The sequence below is a fragment of the Shinella sp. NM-101 genome (assembly GCF_021401195.1).
In the GTDB taxonomy this organism is placed as follows: domain Bacteria; phylum Pseudomonadota; class Alphaproteobacteria; order Rhizobiales; family Rhizobiaceae; genus Shinella.
Window position 1 is genome coordinate 1 of the sequence record NZ_JACBFT010000032.1, and the last position, 19,224, is coordinate 19,224.

Below are 19,224 nucleotides of genomic sequence, written 5' to 3' on the forward strand. Positions count from 1 at the left end.
CCTTGAACTCGCCGAAATACTTCGTGATCGCTGCCGTCGTCGACGTCTTGCCATGGTCAACGTGGCCGATCGTGCCGATGTTTACGTGAGGCTTGTTGCGCTCAAACTTACCTTTTGCCATTTCCGGCTCTCCGTTCCTGATCCCCGAGGGGAAATTCGTTCAAATTCTTGAGGGGTGCACCCCGGTCACTTCTGACCGGAGTACTTTGCCTGGATTTCCTGTGCGACGTTCGACGGAACCGGCGCGTAGTGGTCGAAGACCATCGAGTACTGGGCGCGGCCCTGCGACATGGAGCGCAGGTTGTCGACGTACTTGAACATGTTGGCCAGCGGCACGTTGGCGGAGATCACGACGGCGACGCCGCGCGACTCCTGGCCCTGGATCTGGCCACGGCGGGAGTTCAGGTCACCGATGACGTCGCCGACATAGTCTTCCGGCGTCACGACTTCGACCTTCATCATCGGCTCCAGAAGCTGGGCGCCGGCTTCGCGGGATGCTTCACGGAAGCAGGCGCGCGAGGCGATTTCGAAGGCGAGGACCGAGGAGTCGACGTCGTGGAAGGCGCCGTCGATGAGCGTCGCCTTGACGCCGAGCATCGGGAAGCCTGCGAGCGGACCCGAGGACAGGACGCTTTCGATACCCTTCTGAACGCCCGGGATGTATTCCTTCGGAACGGCACCACCGACGATCTTGGATTCGAAGACGAAATCTTCGCCGTCCGGGTTCGGTTCGAAGACGAGCTTCACGCGGGCGAACTGGCCGGTACCACCGGTCTGCTTCTTGTGCGTGTAGTCCTTCTCGGTCTTGCGCGTGATCGTCTCGCGGTAGGCGACCTGCGGAGCGCCGACGTTCGCTTCGACCTTGAACTCGCGACGCATGCGGTCGACGATGATGTCGAGGTGAAGTTCGCCCATGCCAGCGATGATCGTCTGGCCGGATTCCTCGTCGGTCTTGACGCGGAAGGACGGGTCTTCGGCGGCCAGGCGGTTGAGGGCGAGGCCCATCTTTTCCTGGTCGTTCTTGGTCTTCGGCTCGATGGCGATCTGGATGACCGGCTCGGGGAATTCCATGCGCTCGAGGATGACCGGCTTCAGCGGGTCGCAGAGCGTGTCGCCCGTCGTCGTGTCCTTGAGGCCGGCGAGAGCAACGATGTCGCCTGCGAAGGCTTCTTCGATGTCTTCACGCGAGTTGGAGTGCATCTGCAGCATGCGGCCGACGCGCTCGCGCTTTTCCTTGACCGTGTTCATGACCGACGTGCCCTTTTCGAGCTTGCCGGAATAGATGCGGGCGAAGGTCAGCGAACCGACGAAGGGGTCGTTCATGATCTTGAAGGCGAGCATGGAAAGCGGCTCGCTGTCGTCGGCATGACGCTCGATCTCGGCTTCCGTCTTCACGTCGATGCCCTTGATCGCCGGGATGTCCGCCGGGGACGGCAGGTAATCGACGACGGCGTCGAGGAGCGGCTGGACGCCCTTGTTCTTGAAGGCGGTACCGCAGAACATCGGGTGGAACTTCACGTCGATGGTTCCGCGGCGAACGAGTTCGCGGATCTTGTCGTTGTCCGGGTAGTTGCCTTCGAGATAGGCTTCCATCGCGGCTTCGTCGATTTCGACGACGGTCTCGATGAGCTTCTCGCGGTATTCCTCGGCCTTTTCCTTCATGTCTTCCGGAATTTCGACGACGTCCCACTGGGCGCCGAGCGATTCATCGCGCCAGACGAGAGCGTTCATCTCGACGAGGTCGATAACGCCCTTGAAGTCGCTTTCAGCGCCGATCGGCAGCTGCATGACGACGGCGGTCGCACCGAGGCGCGACTTGATCATGGACACCGAGCGGTAAAAGTCCGCGCCGGTCTTGTCCATCTTGTTGCAGAAGATCATGCGCGGAACGTTGTACTTCTCGGCCTGGCGCCAGACGGTTTCCGTCTGCGGCTCGACGCCGGCGTTGGCGTCGAGAAGGGCGATGGCACCGTCGAGAACGCGCAGCGAACGCTCGACTTCGATGGTGAAGTCGACGTGGCCGGGGGTGTCGATGATGTTGAAGCGGCGGGTCTTGCCGTCACGGCCCTTCCAGAAGGTCGTGGTGGCAGCGGACGTGATCGTGATGCCGCGTTCCTGCTCCTGCTCCATCCAGTCCATGGTGGCGGCGCCGTCATGGACTTCGCCGATCTTGTGGGACTTGCCGGTGTAGTAGAGGATGCGTTCGGTCGTCGTGGTCTTGCCGGCGTCGATATGCGCCATGATACCGAAATTTCGGTAGTCTTCGATTTTGTATTCGCGAGCCATGGGAGCTCCTTTCGAGACGTCTAGTTTCGGTTACCAGCGGTAGTGCGAGAAGGCACGGTTGGCATCGGCCATCTTGTGCGTGTCTTCGCGCTTCTTGACGGCGCTGCCGCGATTGTTCGCTGCGTCCATGAGTTCGCCGGAAAGGCGCTCGACCATGGTCGTTTCGTTACGCTTGCGGGCAGCGGCGATCAGCCAGCGGATGGCCAGAGCCTGACGGCGCTCCGGACGAACGTCGACCGGAACCTGGTAGGTCGCACCACCGACGCGACGCGAGCGCACTTCGACGTGCGGCGCGACGTTGTCGAGAGCCGAATGGAAAACCGTCACCGGATCCTGCTTGGACTTGCCCTGCACGACATCGAAGGCGCCGTAAACGATCGTTTCGGCGACGGACTTCTTGCCGTCCAGCATGATGGCGTTCATGAACTTGGTGACCACGAGGTCGCCGAACTTCGGGTCCGGGTTGATCTCGCGCTTTTCTGCTCTATGGCGACGGGACATACTTTTCGTCTTTCTTCAAAAGGTTCCGACCAGCGAAATGGCGCCGGTTACTGTATTATTTCGGACGCTTCGCGCCGTACTTGGAGCGGCGCTGCTTGCGGTTCTTGACGCCCTGGGTGTCGAGAACGCCGCGGATGATGTGGTAACGCACGCCCGGCAAGTCCTTCACGCGGCCGCCACGGATCATGACGACGGAGTGTTCCTGCAGGTTGTGGCCTTCGCCCGGGATGTAGCCGATGACTTCGAAGCCATTGGTCAGGCGGATCTTGGCGACCTTACGCAGAGCCGAGTTCGGCTTCTTCGGGGTCGTCGTGTAGACGCGGGTGCAAACGCCGCGCTTCTGGGGGTTTTCCTGCAGGGCAGGAACCTTGTTGCGCTTTACCGACGCCTGGCGCGGCTTGCGGATCAACTGGTTTACGGTAGGCATATAACCATCCCTTGCAAATCTAGTCTCGTTACCCTTGCGGGCGGATAAATCGTCACCCTCACGGGCGAGTCCATGGCCACACGCGTGTTCATGCGCAATAAAAGGCCGATCCGCTTCTGGCGGATGACCCCGTTAGGCAGAGGACGCGCTATAACCGCGTCATGCGTGCAGCATTCATGTTCTCAACGTGCGTCGAGCCCTGTTTGAGGCGAACTTCAGAACGAGTCGTTCCGAACCAGCCAGCCTCACATAGGCTCTGATGGCGTGCGGAATACTGACTTAAGGGCCAAAGGTCAAGGGGCGGCGCTAAAGAATCCGGGAGCGGGATGGCCGGCCTGCCTGAAAAGCAGGGCTTTTCTCCCCTGCCCCGCCCCGTTTCGTCGGCTCGCGGAACGCCCGATCCTTCACGTGAGTGACATTAAGAAAGCATGAAGACGGAATCAACCGGAAAGAGTCGGGAGCCCGGCGGGTCCCCTCACCGATTCCCTTTCCGTTCTTTTGGAAGCAGGCGCGATTTTGCGTTTGGGTCCGGCCGCCCTACCCTTTATAGAACGAGCACAACCCGATCCCGAAAGGAGTCCGCCATGGCGTCAAGCGCCGACAACGACAACAATACGCTCGACGAGCCGATGGTCTTCATCATCATCGGCAAGGCCTACGAGCGCGAGGGCGCCGATGGCATCGACATCCACGTCATGCTGAGCGCGCCCGACGACGATACTGCCGTGCGCGAGGCGCTGAATGCGCTTTCGGAGGAAGGATTCCTGGAGGCCGACCTCGACCAGATCGGCACGCTGAACGGTGCGCCCGAGGACGAACCGCATGCCTCCGCCTACAAGGGCGCCCTCGAGGGGGAAGTGGCGATCATCCGCTTCGCGTGATGACCGCCACGTCTTCGTTTACTTGACTTCACCGCTCGGCAGAGGCGTATCGCTCGTTTCTGCCGGCAGGACCGGATAGACGATATCAGGCATGCGGCCTTCCAGCGAACCGAGGAAGGCGACGATCCTGTCGACGTCGGTTTCCGACAGGTCCTCGCCGAGCTGCGAGGTGCCCATGATGGCGACGGCCTGCTTCAGGTTCCATACCTTGCCCGAATGGAAGTACGGCGCCGTCAGCGTGACGTTGCGCAGCGGTGCGGCGCGGAAGACGTAGGAGTCGTCCGCCGTCGCCGTGACAGCGAAGCGGCCCTTGTCGTTTTCCGGCAGAACCTCGGCGCCGGGCTTCTCGATCAGGCCGAACGGATAGTAACCGTTACCGCCGATGTTGATGCCGCTGTGGCAGGAGGCGCAGCCCTTGTCCATGAAGAGCGCGAGCCCTTCCTTCTGCTCCGCGGTCATCGCACCGTCGTCGCCGTTGAGGAAGGCGTCGAAGGGAGCGGGCGTGATCAGCGTCGCCTCGAAGGCCTCGATGGCCTTGGCCATGTTGTCGAAGGTGACCGGATCGGCCTCGTCCGGGAATGCGGCCTTGAACCACCCGACATATTTCGGCATCGACTTCAGCGTGGCGACGACCTGTGCCGGCGTGTTCGCCATCTCGACGCCTGCCTGGATCGGTCCCTTGGCCTGTGCCTTCAGGTCTTCCGCGCGGCCGTCCCAGAACTGCGCCTCGTTGAAGACCGCGTTCAATGCGGTCGGCGAGTTGCGCGGGCCCTTCTGCCAGCCGTGGCCGATCGACGTCTCGAGGTTGTCGTCGCCGCCGGTCGCCAGGTTGTGACAGGAGTTGCACGAGAAGACGCCCGAGGCCGACAGCCGCGGATCGAAGAACAGCGCCTTGCCGAGATCGATCTTCTCCTGGGTGATGGGATTGTCACTGACCGCGGGATGGGTCGAGGGCAAGGGTTTGAAGATCTCGAGCGCCGTCGCGCGCAGATCGGCCGGGACCGGATCGGCGGCAAAGGCGGCGGTCGCAAGGACCGACGCGGCGACAGTCGCCAGCAGGAATTTCATGGCTACCTCCATTCGTTGTGTACGAATGGACTTTAGAACCGCTCGAAACTGAGCGGTTGCGCCAGATCAATCCACCCCGCCCTGTCCTTGCGCTTAAACAAAAAGCCGCCCGAAATATTTCGGGCGGCCTTTTCAATCGTCAAATATACGGCAGTACTTACTCCGCCGCGGCTCCCTCGCCACCGGCGAGATCCGCCAGCATCGGGGTTGCGACGCCAGCGCCGGTCGACTTGCGGCGCTCGTCGAGAATCATCTCGTCGCGGGCCGTCGCGATGCGGCGGATCTGGGTCATGGTGCCGCCGGTGCCGGCCGGGATGAGGCGGCCGACGATGACGTTTTCCTTGAGGCCCTGCAGGCCGTCGGTCTTGCCGGCGATCGCAGCTTCCGTGAGGACCTTGGTGGTCTCCTGGAACGAAGCGGCCGAGATGAACGACGGGGTCTGCAGCGACGCCTTGGTGATGCCGAGGAGGACCGGATCGCCGTAAGCCGGCTTCTTGCCTTCCTCGATCAGGGCGTCGTTGACGTCTTCCAACTCGATCCGGTCGACATTGTCGCCGACGATGTAGGTCGAGTCGCCGGCATCCGTGATCTCGACCTTCTGCAGCATCTGGCGAACGATCACCTCAATGTGCTTGTCGTTGATCACGACGCCCTGCAACCGGTAGACTTCCTGGATTTCGTTCACGAGGTAGGAAGCGAGTGCTTCCACGCCCTTGATCGCCAGGATGTCGTGCGGCGCCGGGTTGCCGTCGAGGATGTAGTCACCCTTTTCGATGTAGTCGCCATCCTGAAGATGGAAGGGCTTGCCCTTCGGGATCAGGTACTCGACCGGCTCGACACCGTCTTCCGCCGGCTCGATCATCACGCGACGCTTGTTCTTGTAGTCGCGGCCGAAGCGGACGGTACCATCGATCTCGGCGATGATGGCGTGGTCCTTCGGACGACGGGCCTCGAACAGTTCGGCAACGCGCGGCAGACCGCCGGTGATGTCCTTGGTCTTGGCGCTTTCCAGCGGCGAGCGGGCAAGAACGTCACCCTGGGAGACCTTCTGGCCCGGCTCGACCGAGAGGATCGCGTCGACCGAGAGCATGAAGCGAGCTTCGCCACCGCGGGACAGCTTGGCGACGGCGCCGTTCTTGTCCTTGATGACGATGGCCGGCTTCAGGTCCGCACCGCGCGGCGTCGAGCGCCAGTCGATGACCGAACGCTTGGTGATGCCGGTGGATTCGTCGGTCGTTTCCAGAACCGAGATGCCGTCGACGACGTCTTCGAAGTGAACCGTCCCTTCCACTTCCGTCATCATCGGACGGGTGTAGGGGTCCCACTCGGCGAGACGCTGGCCGCGCTTCACCTTGTCGCCGTCATCGACGAAGATCTTCGAACCGTAGGCGACGCGCTGCGCGGAACGCTCGACACCACGCTCGTCGAGGATGGTGATCGCCATGTTGCGGCCCATCGCGACGAGGTTGCCTTCCGAATTGCGCAGCATGTTGCGGTTCTTGATCTGCACCGTGCCTTCATACGAGGCTTCCAGGAACGACTGGTCGACCACGGTCGCCGTGCCGCCAAGGTGGAAGGTACGCATGGTGAGCTGGGTGCCCGGTTCGCCGATCGACTGGGCCGCGATGACGCCGACGGCCTCGCCCATGTTGACGGGCGTGCCGCGTGCAAGGTCGCGGCCGTAGCAGACGCCGCAGACGCCGGTCTGGATCTCGCAGGTCAGCGCCGAGCGGATGCGGATCGACTGGATGCCGGCCTTCTCGATCTCGACGACATCGGCCTCGAGGATCATCTTGCCGGCATCGACGATGCGCTCACCCGTGACCGGATGATCGATGTCGTCGAGCGCCGTACGGCCGAGAACGCGGGTGCCGATCGAAGCCACGACCTGGCCGGCGTCGACGATCGCGGTCATCGTGAGGCCCTTGTCGGTGCCGCAGTCGACATGCGTGACGATGCAATCCTGCGCGACGTCGACGAGACGGCGGGTCAGGTAGCCGGAGTTCGCGGTCTTCAAGGCGGTGTCGGCCAGGCCCTTGCGGGCGCCGTGCGTCGAGTTGAAGTACTCGTTCACGGTCAGGCCTTCCTTGAAGTTCGAGATGATCGGCGTTTCGATGATCTCGCCCGACGGCTTTGCCATGAGGCCGCGCATGCCGCCCAGCTGGCGCATCTGGTTCGGAGAACCGCGGGCGCCGGAGTGGGACATCATGTAGATCGCGTTCATCGGCTTCTGGCGACCGGTTTCCGGGTCGAACTCGACGGCCTTGATGCGGGCCATCATGTCCTCGGCAACCTTTTCGGTCGCCTTGCCCCAGGCGTCGACGACCTTGTTGTACTTCTCGCCCTGGGTGATCAGGCCGTCGTTGTACTGCTGCTCGTATTCCTTGACCAGGTTTTCGGTGTCGCCGACGATCTTCACCTTGCTGTCCGGGATGACCATGTCGTCCTTGCCGAACGAAATGCCGGCGCGGCAGGCATGGCTGAAGCCGAGCTGCATGATGCGGTCGCAGAAGATGACCGTGTCCTTCTGGCCGCAGTGACGGTAGACCGTGTCGATCATCTTGGAGATGTTCTTCTTGGTCATTTCCTGGTTGCAGATGTCGAACGGGATGTTGCCGTTCTTCGGCAGCAGCTCGCCGATGATCATGCGGCCGGGCGTCGTTTCGAAGATCTTGGTGTAGGGCTTGCCCTCGCCGTCGACCGACTTGTAGCGGCCGCGGATCTTCGCGTGCAGCGTCACGACCTTGCTTTCGAGCGCATGGTGCAGTTCGCCCATGTCGGAGAAGGCCATGCCTTCGCCCGGCTCGTTCTGGTTCATGATCGACAGGTAGTAGAGGCCGAGAACCATGTCCTGTGAGGGAACGATGATCGGTGCGCCGTTCGCCGGATGCAGGATGTTGTTCGTCGACATCATCAGCACGCGCGCTTCAAGCTGGGCTTCCAGCGAGAGCGGGACGTGGACGGCCATCTGGTCGCCGTCGAAGTCGGCGTTGAAGGCCGTGCAGACGAGCGGATGCAGCTGGATGGCCTTGCCTTCGACCAGGATCGGTTCGAAGGCCTGGATGCCCAGGCGGTGCAGCGTCGGCGCACGGTTCAAGAGAACCGGATGCTCGCGGATGACCTCGTCGAGGATATCCCAGACTTCCGGCTTTTCCTTCTCGACGAGCTTCTTGGCCTGCTTGACGGTCGAGGAGAAGCCCTTGGCGTCGAGGCGGGCGTAGATGAACGGCTTGAAGAGCTCCAGCGCCATCTTCTTCGGCAGGCCGCACTGGTGCAGCTTCAGTTCCGGACCCGTCACGATGACCGAACGGCCGGAATAGTCGACGCGCTTGCCGAGCAGGTTCTGGCGGAAGCGGCCCTGCTTGCCCTTGAGCATGTCGGACAGCGACTTCAGCGGACGCTTGTTGGCGCCGGTGATGACGCGGCCGCGGCGGCCGTTGTCGAACAGGGCGTCAACCGATTCCTGAAGCATGCGCTTCTCGTTACGGATGATAATGCCCGGTGCGCGCAGCTCGATGAGGCGCTTGAGACGGTTGTTACGGTTGATGACGCGGCGATAGAGGTCATTGAGGTCCGACGTCGCGAAGCGGCCGCCGTCCAGCGGGACGAGCGGACGCAGGTCCGGCGGGATCACCGGAACGACCTTCATGATCATCCATTCCGGACGGTTGCCGGATTCCATGAAGTTCTCGACGATCTTCAGGCGCTTCATCAGCTTCTTCTGCTTCAGGTCCGACGTGGTGTCGGCCAGATCAGAACGCAGGTCGCCGGCGATCTTTTCGAGGTTCATCGAGGCGAGCATCTCGTAGATGGCCTCGGCGCCGATCATCGCCGTGAACTGGTCTTCACCATATTCATCGACGGCGATCATGTATTCTTCTTCGGAAAGAAGCTGGTTTTCCTTGAGCGCGGTCAGGCCCGGCTCCGTCACGATGTAGTTCTCGAAATAGAGAACGCGCTCGACATCCTTGAGGGTCATGTCGAGGAGCGTGGCGATGCGGGACGGCAGCGACTTCAGGAACCAGATATGGGCGACGGGCGCGGCGAGCTCGATATGGCCCATGCGCTCGCGGCGAACGCGCGACAGCGTGACTTCGACGCCGCACTTTTCGCAGATGATGCCCTTGTACTTCATGCGCTTGTACTTGCCGCACAGGCACTCGTAGTCCTTGATCGGGCCGAAGATGCGCGCGCAGAAGAGACCGTCGCGTTCCGGCTTGAACGTGCGGTAGTTGATCGTTTCCGGCTTCTTGATCTCGCCATACGACCAGGACAGGATCTTTTCCGGAGACGCGATCGAAATACGGATGGAGTCGAACGTCTGCGCAGGCACCTGCGGGTTGAAAAGGTTCATGACCTCTTGGTTCATGCCTATCTCCTTCGTGGGCCAGTGGCCCTCATTTGTCTGACGCAATTCCGGACGGAAAACCGCTGCACACTTTTCCCGGAATTGCTCCTAGCAACCAATTGCGGCGATACCCGGGTGCCGCAAGGCTGCCTGAAATGGATGAGCCGCCCCCTGCCCGACCGGGCCGAGGCGGTAACGGTGCGCGCCTTAGGCGCGCACCAGATCAGGCTTATTCCGCCGCGTCTGGAAGCTGGCCGGCTTCCGCGTTCGGGTCGACCTTGGAGTTCTCGAGTTCGACCGACAGGCCGAGCGAGCGCATTTCCTTGACGAGAACGTTGAAGCTCTCCGGAATGCCCGCCTCGAACGTGTCGTCGCCACGCACGATCGCCTCGTACACCTTGGTGCGGCCCGCGACGTCGTCCGACTTCACGGTCAGCATTTCCTGCAGCGTGTAGGCGGCGCCGTAGGCTTCGAGCGCCCAGACCTCCATTTCCCCGAAGCGCTGGCCGCCGAACTGCGCCTTGCCGCCCAGCGGCTGCTGGGTAACGAGCGAGTAAGGACCGATCGAACGGGCGTGGATCTTGTCGTCCACGAGGTGGTTCAGCTTGATCATGTACATGTAGCCGACGGTGACCTGGCGGTCGAAAGCCTCACCCGTACGGCCGTCGTAGAGAACCGACTGACCGGAAGAGGCAAGACCGGCGCGCTCCAGCATGGCGGCAACGTCGGGCTCATGCGCACCGTCGAAGACCGGGGTCGCGATGGAGACGCCCCTGCGGGACTGCTCGGCAAGCTTGACCAGGGCGTCGTCGTCGAAGTGGGCGACTTCGTCCTTGGCTTCGCTTTCGTAGACTTCCGTCAGCTCGCGCTTCAGGTCCGCGATGTCCATGGTCTTGCGATACTCGTCGAGCAGGTCGCCGATCTTCTTGCCCATGCCGGCGCAAGCCCAGGCAAGGTGGGTTTCGAGGATCTGGCCGACGTTCATGCGCGAAGGCACGCCCAGCGGGTTCAGGCAGATGTCGACATGCGTGCCGTCTTCGAGGAAGGGCATGTCCTCGATCGGCAGGATGCGCGAGACGACGCCCTTGTTGCCGTGACGGCCGGCCATCTTGTCGCCCGGCTGGATCTTGCGCTTAACAGCGACGAAGACCTTGACCATCTTCATGACGCCCGGGGGCATTTCGTCGCCGCGCTGGACCTTCTCGACCTTGTCCATGAAGCGCTGTTCAAGGCGCGACTTGGATTCGTCGTACTGGCCACGCAGGGCTTCGATCTCGCCCTGGACCTTCTCGTCCTCGACGGCGAACATCCACCACTGCGAGCGGGGATATTCGGAGATCACGGCGTTCGACAGCTCGGTGCCCTTCTTGAAGGACTTCGGGCCGGCGACGGCGACGTGACCGCGCAGCATGTCGATCAGGCGGCCGTAGACGTTACGGTCGAGGATGGCCTGCTCGTCGTCACGGTCCTTGGCGAGACGCTCGATCTCTTCACGCTCGATCGCCATCGCGCGTTCGTCCTTCTCCACGCCGTGGCGGTTGAAGACGCGAACTTCTACGACCGTGCCGAAGGTGCCGGGCGGCATGCGCATGGAGGTGTCGCGAACGTCGGAGGCCTTTTCACCGAAGATGGCGCGCAGGAGCTTTTCTTCCGGCGTCATCGGGCTTTCGCCCTTCGGGGTGATCTTGCCGACCAGGATGTCGCCCGGCTGAACCTCTGCGCCGATATAGACGATACCGGCTTCGTCGAGGTTCTTCAGCGCTTCTTCCGAGACGTTCGGAATGTCGCGCGTGATTTCTTCCGGGCCCAGCTTGGTGTCGCGGGCCATGACTTCGAATTCCTCGATGTGGATCGAGGTGAACACGTCGTCGGAGACGATGCGTTCGGACATCAGGATCGAGTCTTCGTAGTTGTAGCCGTTCCACGGCATGAACGCGACGAGCGCGTTGCGGCCGAGCGCGAGGTCGCCGAGGTCGGTCGACGGACCGTCCGCGATGATGTCGCCCTTGTTCAGAACGTCGCCGACGGTGACCAGCGGGCGCTGGTTGACGCAGGTGTTCTGGTTGGAACGCTGGAACTTCTGCAGGCGATAGATATCGACGCCCGACTTCGACGGATCGAGGTCTTCGGTGGCGCGGATAACGATACGGGTCGCGTCGACCTGGTCGACGACGCCGCCGCGGCGGGCCGCGATGGCGGCGCCCGAGTCACGGGCGACGACCGGCTCCATGCCGGTGCCGACGAACGGAGCTTCCGCACGCAGAAGCGGCACGGCCTGACGCTGCATGTTCGAACCCATGAGCGCGCGGTTGGCGTCGTCGTTCTCGAGGAACGGGATGAGCGCCGCCGCGACCGAAACGAGCTGCTTCGGCGAAACGTCCATGAGGTTGATCTGGTCGCGCGGGGCGAGCATGACTTCGCCGGCGTGACGGCAGACGACGAACTCTTCAGCGAAGGAGTTGTCGGCTTCCAGCGGCGAGTTGGCCTGGGCGACGTGGTACTTGGCCTCTTCCATGGCGGAGAGGTAGACCACATCCGTCGTGACCTTGCCGTCGACGATCTTGCGGTACGGGCTTTCGATGAAGCCGTACTTGTTGACGCGGGCGAAGGTTGCGAGCGAGTTGATCAGACCGATATTCGGGCCTTCCGGCGTCTCGATCGGGCAAATGCGGCCGTAGTGGGTCGGGTGAACGTCGCGGACTTCGAAGCCGGCGCGCTCACGGGTCAGACCACCCGGGCCAAGGGCCGAAAGACGGCGCTTGTGGGTGATTTCCGAGAGCGGGTTCACCTGGTCCATGAACTGCGAGAGCTGCGAGGAGCCGAAGAATTCGCGAACGGCGGCAGCCGCCGGCTTCGCGTTGATCAGGTCCTGCGGCATGACCGTGTCGATCTCGATCGAGGACATGCGTTCCTTGATCGCGCGCTCCATGCGCAGCAGGCCGAGACGGTACTGGTTCTCCATCAACTCGCCGACCGAACGGACGCGTCGGTTGCCGAGGTTGTCGATGTCGTCGATCTCGCCCTTGCCGTCACGCAGCTCGACCAGCATCTTCACGACGGCAAGGATGTCTTCCTTGCGCAGCGTGCGGACCGTATCGGCGACGTCGAGGTCGAGGCGCATGTTCATCTTCACGCGGCCGACGGCGGAGAGGTCGTAGCGCTCCGCATCGAAGAACAGCGTGTTGAACATGGCTTCGGCCGAATCCATGGTCGGCGGCTCGCCCGGGCGCATGACGCGGTAGATGTCGAACAGCGCGTCCTGGCGGTTCTCGTTCTTGTCCGCAGCAAGCGTGTTGCGGATATAGGCGCCGACATTGATGTGGTCGATGTCGAGGACCGGGATCTCGTCGAAACCGGCCGACAGGATGACCGGCAGGGTCTTCTCGTCGATTTCGTCGCCGGCTTCGAGATAGATCTCGCCCGTCTCGTAGTTCACGACGTCTTCGGCGAGGTAGTTGCCGTAAAGGTCCTCGTTGGTCGCCTTCAGCGCCTTGAGGCCCTTTTCGCCGATCTGCTTGAGCAGGCGCGGCGTCAGCTTCTTGCCGATCTCGACGACGACTTCACCCGTGTCGGCATCGATCATATCCGCGACGGCCTTCTGGCCCTTCAGCGCGTCGGGATTGAACGGAATGCGCCAGCCTTCGCCGTCGCGCTGGTAGAGCGACTTCGTGTAGAAGGTCGACAGGATCTCTTCGCCGTCCATGCCGAGGGCCATGAGCAGCGAGGTGACGGGGATCTTGCGGCGGCGGTCGATGCGCGCATGCACGATGTCCTTGGCGTCGAACTCGATGTCGAGCCAGGAACCGCGATACGGGATGACGCGGGCGGCGAAGAGCAGCTTGCCGGAAGAATGGCTCTTGCCCTTGTCGTGGTCGAAGAACACGCCCGGCGAACGGTGCATCTGGGAGACGATGACGCGCTCGGTGCCGTTGACGATGAAGGTACCGTTGTCCGTCATGAGCGGCATGTCGCCCATGTAGACGTTCTGTTCCTTGATGTCCTTGATGGACTTGGCGCCCGTATCCTCGTCGATATCGAACACGATGAGGCGCAGCGTCACCTTGAGGGGTGCAGCATAGGTCAGGTCACGCTGGCGGCATTCCTCGACGTCGAACTTCGGCTGTTCGAACTCGTAGGAGACGAATTCGAGCATGGAAGCGCCGGAGAAGTCCGTGATCGGGAAAACCGACTTGAAAACGGCCTGAAGGCCCTCGTCCGGACGACCGCCGGCGGGCTCTTCAACCATCAGGAATTGATCATAAGACGCCTTCTGAACCTCGATGAGGTTCGGCATTTCAGCGACTTCGGGGATTTTACCAAAAAACTTGCGTACGCGCCTACGACCGTTAAACGAAAGGGTCTGAGCCATCGTCGCTCCTTCAAATCTGCATCCGGGCCTGCAACGGACGGGGTTCGCTGGCCAGTCGATCCCGTCGACCAATGGGTTGGTTCAAACTCGTCTCACCGCCTAAGCCACGGGCCGGATTGCCCGATCGCCTGGGTAGAAGACCATCCTCTTGAAGAACCCATTACCCAAAAGCCGTTTTTCCCGGCTTTTGGGTAATCAGTTCAGCGGAAAGGACCAGTGGGAGAGGGTCGAAACCCTCTCCCACCGCATTCCGGTATTACTTGACGTCGACCTTGGCGCCGGCTTCCTCAAGCTTCTTCTTGAGGTCGGCAGCTTCGCCCTTGGAGACGGCTTCCTTGACAGCCTTCGGAGCGCCTTCGACCAGGTCCTTGGCTTCCTTGAGGCCGAGGCCGGTGATGGCGCGGACTTCCTTGATGACGTTGATCTTGTTGGCGCCAGCGTCAACGAGGATCACGTCGAATTCGGTCTTTTCTTCTTCGGCAGCAGCCGGAGCGGCACCGCCGCCAGCAGCAGCAACAGCCACGGGAGCTGCAGCCGAAACGCCCCACTTCTCTTCGAGAAGCTTGGAAAGCTCAGCAGCTTCCAGGACGGTCAGCGAGGAGAGGTCTTCAACGATCTTTGCGAGATCAGCCATTTTCTTAAGTCCTTTTGTTCGGTTCGAACTGGTGTGTTTGATTTACAGCGAAAAACCGCCTTACGCGGCTTCGTCCTTCTTGGCGTAGGCTGCGAACACGCGGGCAAGCTGGCTTGCCGGTGCTGCAACGACCGTGGCGACGCGCGTTGCCGGGGCTGCAATGAGGCCCAGGAGCTTTGCACGCAGCTCGTCGAGCGAAGGCAGGGTCGCAAGCGACTTGACTGCTTCTGCGTCGAGCGTGGTCGCACCCATGGCGCCGCCGAGGACAACGAGCTTGTCGTTGGTCTTGGCGAAATCCATGGCTACCTTCGGAGCGATCATCGGATCATTTGCGTATGCAATGAGCGTCTGACCCTGGAAGAGATCAGACATCCCTTCCGACTCCGTACCCTGAAGGGCAATTTTGGCCAGGCGGTTCTTCGCGACTTTGACGGTACCGCCAGCTGCACGCATCTTCGTACGAAGATCGTTCATCTGTGCAACGGTGATGCCGGCATAGCGGGCCACGACAACCGAACCGGAAGCCTTGAAGACTTCATTCAGCTCCGTGACGAATTCGCGTTTTTCCGCTCTTTCCACTGCCTATCTCCAGTTGACAGGACCGTGAGTTCTCACGGGACCTGCCGGGTTTGCCTTTGCCGCCAGGGATCCGCTTTAAAAGAAGATCCCGAGCGACGCTCGAGGATCCTGTCCCCCCGCGCTCGGCTTGGAGCCGCGGCACAGGCAAGGTAGGTTCGAACCGAATTCCGCGTCATCCGACGCTGAGTGAAATCCAGGTCTCACCCGTCTCATGCAGGCAACGTGATTAAGGTCTAACCACCTGCAATCTCGGACAGGAGTTCCGGGTTGCCCCGGAAATTCCCGGCCGGATGGGCCGGGAATTCTGTTGCGGTCCGGCAAGCCGGACCGGAATGCATCAGGCGACGGTCGCCGGATCGATCTTGACGCCCGGGCCCATCGTCGAAGAGATGGCAACGCGCTTGACGTAGTTGCCCTTGGCGCCGGCCGGCTTCGCCTTGATGACGGCGTCGGCGAAGGCCTTGATGTTCTCTTCCAGAGCCTTGGCGTCGAAGGAAGCCTTGCCGATGCCGGCATGGATGATACCAGCCTTCTCGACGCGGAACTCGACAGCGCCGCCCTTGGATGCCTTGACGGCGCCGGCAACGTCCATGGTCACGGTGCCGACCTTCGGGTTCGGCATCATGCCGCGCGGGCCGAGAACCTTGCCGAGGCGGCCGACGAGCGGCATCATGTCCGGGGTCGCGATGCAGCGATCGAAGTCGATCTTGCCGCCCTGGACGATCTCGACGAGGTCTTCGGCGCCGACGATGTCAGCACCGGCGGCCTTGGCTTCGTCAGCCTTGGTGCCGCGAGCGAAGACGGCGACACGAACGTCGCGGCCCGTGCCGTTCGGCAGGTTGACGACGCCGCGGACCATCTGGTCTGCGTGACGCGGGTCGACGCCGAGGTTCATGGCGACTTCGACGGTTTCGTCGAACTTGGCGGTCGCACGCTCCTTGACGAGGGCGATGGCGTCCGACAGGGCAACGAGCTTGGTCGGGTCGATGCCTTCACGGATCTTCTGGATGCGCTTTGCAATCTTGGCCATGATCAACCTACCACTTCCAGGCCCATGGCGCGGGCGGAGCCCTCGACCATTGCCATCGCGCCTTCGATATCGGCGGCGTTGAGATCCTTCATCTTGGCTTCGGCGATCGACTTGATCTGAGCCTTGGTGAGCTTGCCGACGGTCGCGCCCTTGCCCGGGGTCTTGGAGCCGGAGGTGATCTTGGCTTCCTTCTTGAGGAAGTAGGTCACCGGCGGCTGCTTCATCACAAACGTGAAGGACTTGTCCTGGTAGTAGGTGATGACGACCGGGATCGGCATACCCTTTTCCATTTCCTGCGTCGCCGCGTTGAACGACTTGCAGAATTCCATGATGTTAATGCCACGCTGACCAAGCGCCGGGCCGATCGGCGGGGACGGGTTCGCCGATCCTGCCTTGACCTGAAGCTTGAGCTGGCCTGCAACTTTCTTAGCCATTTTCTCTGCCTTTCAGAATGCGGCCGGTTGCCCGGCCCTCGATGCCGATCCGAAGACCGGCGGCTGCGGTTGCGTGGTGCGGTCCGGACGCCCGGCTACAGGCCGCCTTCCCTTCCACGCGATCGGCGGAAACCTCCGCCACCAACCTTCAGCGAAGATTGGATTTCAAAGAGCAGCGCCCGAAGGACGCCGCCGAAATCAGATTTTCTCGACCTGGGCGTATTCCAGCTCGACCGGCGTGGCGCGACCGAAGATCGACACTTCCACCTTGAGACGCGAACGCTCCTCGTCGACGTCCTGGACGATACCGTTGAACGAGGCGAACGGACCGTCGGAAACGCGAACCTGCTCGCCGATCTCGAAGGAGACCGAAGGCTTCGGACGATCCACACCATCCTGGACCTGCGACAGGATGCGCTCTGCCTCACTGTCCGGAATCGGAACCGGCTTGTTGTCGGAACCTAGGAAGCCCGTGACCTTCGGCGTATTCTTGATGAGGTGGTACGCCTCGTCGGTCAGGTTCGCCCGCACCAGCACGTAGCCGGGGAAGAACTTGCGCTCGGAGTCGACCTTGCGGCCGCGACGCACCTCGACGACCTTCTCGGTCGGCACCAGGATCTTTTCGAAGAGATGATCGAGACCCTTCTGGCGGGCCTTGTTCTCGATATCTTCGGCGACCTTCTTCTCGAAGTTCGAATAGGCGTGGACGATGTACCAACGCGAAGCCATGTTCATCTCCAACCGATCAAGCGCCAGCGCTGAGGACGAGGGCAATCAGCCAGCCCATCAGCCAGTCCGCAGCGAAGAAGAACACCGCGGCAAGGAAGACCATGATGAAGACCATGACGGTCGAGATCATCGTCTCGCGCCGCGAAGGCCAAGTCACTTTCGCCGTCTCGGAGCGCACCTGCTGCAGAAACGCGATCGGATTCGTTTTCGATGCCATTGAATGTCCACGCCATTACGGCGCGTAAAGCTGAACTCTCAGCCCCACGCACCGCGTGTCTGTTTTGCCCTACATAAAGCCCGATTCCCTTTTTCACAAGAGGCAACCGGGCTTTTCGCGAATTTAGGCGGCGTAACGCCGCCATGCCATCGCCGCCGTCGCTGCAAGTGGTCCGCGCTGTCCGGCAGGAAATGGCAGGGGCAGAGGGGCTCGAACCCCCGACCTGCGGTTTTGGAGACCGCCGCTCTACCAACTGAGCTATACCCCTAGATGCTTGCCGCGTCCTGGCGAAACGCCTATGCCGGCAAGGCATGGCGTCTTTACGGCGCACGAACCGACTTGGCAAGCCCGAACACGAGATTTTTTCACAGCTTAGGCCGGTCCCCCGCCCTTCCCCGCGGCGCTCTACCACGTCACGCGCAGCCGCGCCTTCAGTGCGCCCGTCAGGCCCGCCTCCTGCCGGCGCACGGACGCCGTGAGGTCGAGGCAGCGGAAGAGCCGCTGCTCGACGGACATCTCGGCACCGATGCCGCGCTCGCCGCTGACAGCGGTGCCCGAGGCGACGAAGGCCGTGCCGGTCGCAAGCGCCTGCACCTGCGCCTTCTGCGTCACGCGGACCGAACCGCGACCGCCCCGGCGCATGGGCGTGTCCGCCGACAGCGAGGGGGCGAGCACGACATCGACCGAGCGGGATGCCATCCAGCGGTGCGTCACGCCGGCATTGGCCGAGACGCGACCCGTCACCGGATTGTAGCCCGCCACGACGCTCCTTTCGGCGCCGGAACGCCCCTGCCCGCGCATCTCGGCCCAGACCCGCGCATTGTCGCGTGTATTGCGAATCTGGCCCGTCGATGACGCGGTAAGGGAAAAATCGACTCCGGCGCTCACCGGATTGCCGGCCGGCGCCCTGGCGCCCGTGCGCAGGCGGTAGGAATATGGCGAGACCTTCGTCGGCGACCAGATGACGAGCGAATCTTCGGCGGCCGCGGGGCCGGCCGGCAGAATCGCTGCCAGCATCGAAAGGGCGAGCGCCGTGCGCGCCGCGCGGAGAAGAGCCTTCATGGAGCAACGGCCTGTTTCGTTGTTACCGTGATGCGCGCGGCATGGTCCGTGCCCGCCACACGCAAAGGCGCCCCCAAAACAGCAGATCGCGAGGATCCGCAGGCGCCGCGCCGGAGCGCAACGCAATCCGGCCAAGCCGCTTCAAGCGACCCGGCGAATCTACCCCTGATCGCTCGCCGGCTCCATCCCGAGAACTGGCGAGTTATGTCCGTTGCCTAAAAAAGACAGCCGTTTCCAAGCAGCCGGAAACAAGAAAAGCCCCGCGGTCTCCCGCGGGGCTTCTTCCATCAGGTCGGAGACCTGAAATTACTCGACGATCGAGGCGACGATGCCGGCGCCGCGTGCAAATCGCGCGTGCGCGCCATTTGCACATCTTCAATGCCGTCGGCAGGCTTACGGCATCCTCTCCGATCGTTACTCGACGATCGAGGCGACGATGCCGGCGCCGCGTGCAAATCGCGCGTGCGCGCCATTTGCACATCTTCAATGCCGTCGGCAGGCTTACGGCATCCTCTCCGATCGTTACTCGACGATCGAGGCGACGATGCCGGCGCCGACGGTGCGGCCGCCTTCGCGGATGGCGAAGCGCAGCTTTTCTTCCATCGCGATCGGAACGATCAGCTCGACGTCAACCGTCACGTTGTCGCCCGGCATCACCA

15 protein-coding genes, 1 tRNA gene and 1 pseudogene are annotated in these 19,224 nt (G+C 62.3%); 1 reads left to right on the top strand and 16 read right to left on the bottom strand.

The window, feature by feature from the left end; genetic code table 11:
* The 4 genes from L0976_RS27760 to rpsL form a co-directional block, all read right to left on the bottom strand.
* The coding region (locus L0976_RS27760; protein ID WP_234189390.1) for a GTP-binding protein at window positions 1-121 on the bottom strand (121 nt) is incomplete at its 3' end.
* 65 nt (window positions 122-186) lie between these two features.
* Window positions 187-2,286: an elongation factor G gene (gene fusA, locus L0976_RS27765; RefSeq protein ID WP_203318701.1), complete on the bottom strand. Its 2,100-nt coding sequence runs from the start codon at window positions 2,284-2,286 to the stop codon at window positions 187-189.
* 30 nt (window positions 2,287-2,316) lie between these two features.
* On the bottom strand, window positions 2,317-2,787 hold the full coding sequence (gene rpsG / locus L0976_RS27770; RefSeq protein ID WP_108001312.1) for a 30S ribosomal protein S7: 471 nt from the start codon (window positions 2,785-2,787) through the stop codon (window positions 2,317-2,319).
* A 55-nt stretch (window positions 2,788-2,842) separates the two neighbouring features.
* Entirely contained in the window at window positions 2,843-3,214 is a 372-nt protein-coding gene (gene rpsL, locus L0976_RS27775; protein WP_022719193.1) for a 30S ribosomal protein S12, read from the bottom strand.
* Between the two features lie 584 nt (window positions 3,215-3,798).
* On the opposite strand from rpsL, the gene L0976_RS27780 reads away from it, so the two are divergent.
* Window positions 3,799-4,095: a transcriptional regulator gene (locus L0976_RS27780; RefSeq protein WP_203318700.1), complete on the top strand. Its 297-nt coding sequence runs from the start codon at window positions 3,799-3,801 to the stop codon at window positions 4,093-4,095.
* Between the two features lie 18 nt (window positions 4,096-4,113).
* Here L0976_RS27780 and L0976_RS27785 read toward each other — a convergent pair whose 3' ends face one another.
* The 12 genes and pseudogenes from L0976_RS27785 to tuf all read right to left on the bottom strand — a co-directional run.
* The gene (locus L0976_RS27785; RefSeq protein ID WP_203318699.1) at window positions 4,114-5,163 is read right to left on the bottom strand and encodes a cytochrome-c peroxidase; all 1,050 of its coding nucleotides are present in this window, start codon (window positions 5,161-5,163) and stop codon (window positions 4,114-4,116) included.
* Window positions 5,164-5,320: 157 nt separating this feature from the next.
* Window positions 5,321-9,532, bottom strand: a complete 4,212-nt coding sequence (gene rpoC, locus L0976_RS27790) for a DNA-directed RNA polymerase subunit beta' (RefSeq protein WP_234190541.1) — start codon at window positions 9,530-9,532, stop codon at window positions 5,321-5,323.
* Window positions 9,533-9,740: 208 nt separating this feature from the next.
* Window positions 9,741-13,880, bottom strand: coding sequence for a DNA-directed RNA polymerase subunit beta (gene rpoB / locus L0976_RS27795; protein ID WP_203318697.1), 4,140 nt, complete (start codon window positions 13,878-13,880; stop codon window positions 9,741-9,743).
* A gap of 256 nt (window positions 13,881-14,136) precedes the next feature.
* On the bottom strand, window positions 14,137-14,514 hold the full coding sequence (rplL, locus tag L0976_RS27800) for a 50S ribosomal protein L7/L12 (protein WP_203318696.1): 378 nt from the start codon (window positions 14,512-14,514) through the stop codon (window positions 14,137-14,139).
* 60 nt (window positions 14,515-14,574) lie between these two features.
* Window positions 14,575-15,093, bottom strand: a complete 519-nt coding sequence (gene rplJ / locus L0976_RS27805; RefSeq protein WP_024270435.1) for a 50S ribosomal protein L10 — start codon at window positions 15,091-15,093, stop codon at window positions 14,575-14,577.
* Window positions 15,094-15,430: 337 nt separating this feature from the next.
* Window positions 15,431-16,123 carry a 50S ribosomal protein L1 gene (gene rplA, locus L0976_RS27810; RefSeq protein ID WP_203318695.1) on the bottom strand — a complete coding sequence of 231 codons (693 nt, stop codon included), beginning with the start codon at window positions 16,121-16,123 and terminating at the stop codon, window positions 15,431-15,433.
* Window positions 16,124-16,125: 2 nt separating this feature from the next.
* On the bottom strand, window positions 16,126-16,557 hold the full coding sequence (rplK, locus tag L0976_RS27815) for a 50S ribosomal protein L11 (RefSeq protein WP_023517311.1): 432 nt from the start codon (window positions 16,555-16,557) through the stop codon (window positions 16,126-16,128).
* A gap of 198 nt (window positions 16,558-16,755) precedes the next feature.
* A complete protein-coding gene (gene nusG, locus L0976_RS27820; RefSeq protein ID WP_119259257.1) occupies window positions 16,756-17,286 on the bottom strand; it encodes a transcription termination/antitermination protein NusG in 531 nt (176 codons plus the stop codon).
* 16 nt (window positions 17,287-17,302) lie between these two features.
* Window positions 17,303-17,503: a preprotein translocase subunit SecE gene (secE, locus tag L0976_RS27825; RefSeq protein ID WP_203318694.1), complete on the bottom strand. Its 201-nt coding sequence runs from the start codon at window positions 17,501-17,503 to the stop codon at window positions 17,303-17,305.
* Between the two features lie 192 nt (window positions 17,504-17,695).
* Window positions 17,696-17,771: transfer RNA gene (locus L0976_RS27830), tRNA-Trp, on the bottom strand.
* A 137-nt stretch (window positions 17,772-17,908) separates the two neighbouring features.
* The gene (locus L0976_RS27835; RefSeq protein ID WP_234190549.1) at window positions 17,909-18,565 is read right to left on the bottom strand and encodes a hypothetical protein; all 657 of its coding nucleotides are present in this window, start codon (window positions 18,563-18,565) and stop codon (window positions 17,909-17,911) included.
* Between the two features lie 522 nt (window positions 18,566-19,087).
* A pseudogene (tuf, locus tag L0976_RS27840) lies at window positions 19,088-19,224 on the bottom strand (elongation factor Tu); the annotation flags it as partial.